Here is a 610-nt window from a genome sequence, read left to right as displayed (position 1 = left end):
GGCACGTGTCGAGCAACTGCTCGGCCACCTCGTCCAGAACGCAATCGACGCGAGCCCGCCAACCGAACCCGTCACCATCGCGCTCGCCATCGCGGATATGGCGGTTTCGCTGACGGTGATCGATCAGGGCAGCGGGATGAGCCCGGCTTTTGTACGCGACCAGTTGTTCAAGCCGTTCGTCTCGACCAAACCCGGCGGCTTCGGCATCGGCGCGTTCGAGGCGAAGCAACTTGCCGAGGCGATGGGCGGCAGCGTTGCAGTCGAGAGTCGCGAAGGCATCGGCACCAGCTTTTGCATTACATTGCCGACTGCGCACGCGCGCACCCTGGAACAAGCCGCATGACCGACAAGCCCAAGCTCCTGATCGTCGAGGACGATTTAGGCCTCCAGCGCCAGCTCCGCTGGGCGTATGAAGGGTATGAGGTGCTGACCGCGATCGATCGTGCCACCGCACTCGATGCGGTGCGCGCTGCCGAGCCTGCCGTGGTGACGCTCGACCTCGGCCTGCCGCCAGACCCCGACGGCACGAGCGAAGGGTTCGCCACGCTCGCTGAAATCCTGCGGTTGAAGCCCGATACCAAGGTAATCGTCGCCTCCGGCCACGGCGCAC

At 65.1% G+C, this 610-nt stretch carries 2 protein-coding genes; both read left to right on the top strand.

From position 1 onward, the window contains the following. The coding region (locus AACY52_RS29335) for an ATP-binding protein (protein WP_339561222.1) at window positions 1-343 on the top strand (343 nt) is incomplete at its 5' end. Then, on the top strand, window positions 340-610 hold a 271-nt coding region (locus AACY52_RS29330; RefSeq protein ID WP_339561221.1), incomplete at its 3' end, for a response regulator. The genes AACY52_RS29335 and AACY52_RS29330, both read left to right, overlap by 4 nt.

The sequence above is a fragment of the Pseudomonas sp. EA_65y_Pfl1_P113 genome (assembly GCF_963970525.1).
Lineage (GTDB): Bacteria > Pseudomonadota > Gammaproteobacteria > Pseudomonadales > Pseudomonadaceae > Aquipseudomonas > Aquipseudomonas tritici.
This window is presented reverse-complemented; position numbering and strand designations above follow the sequence as displayed.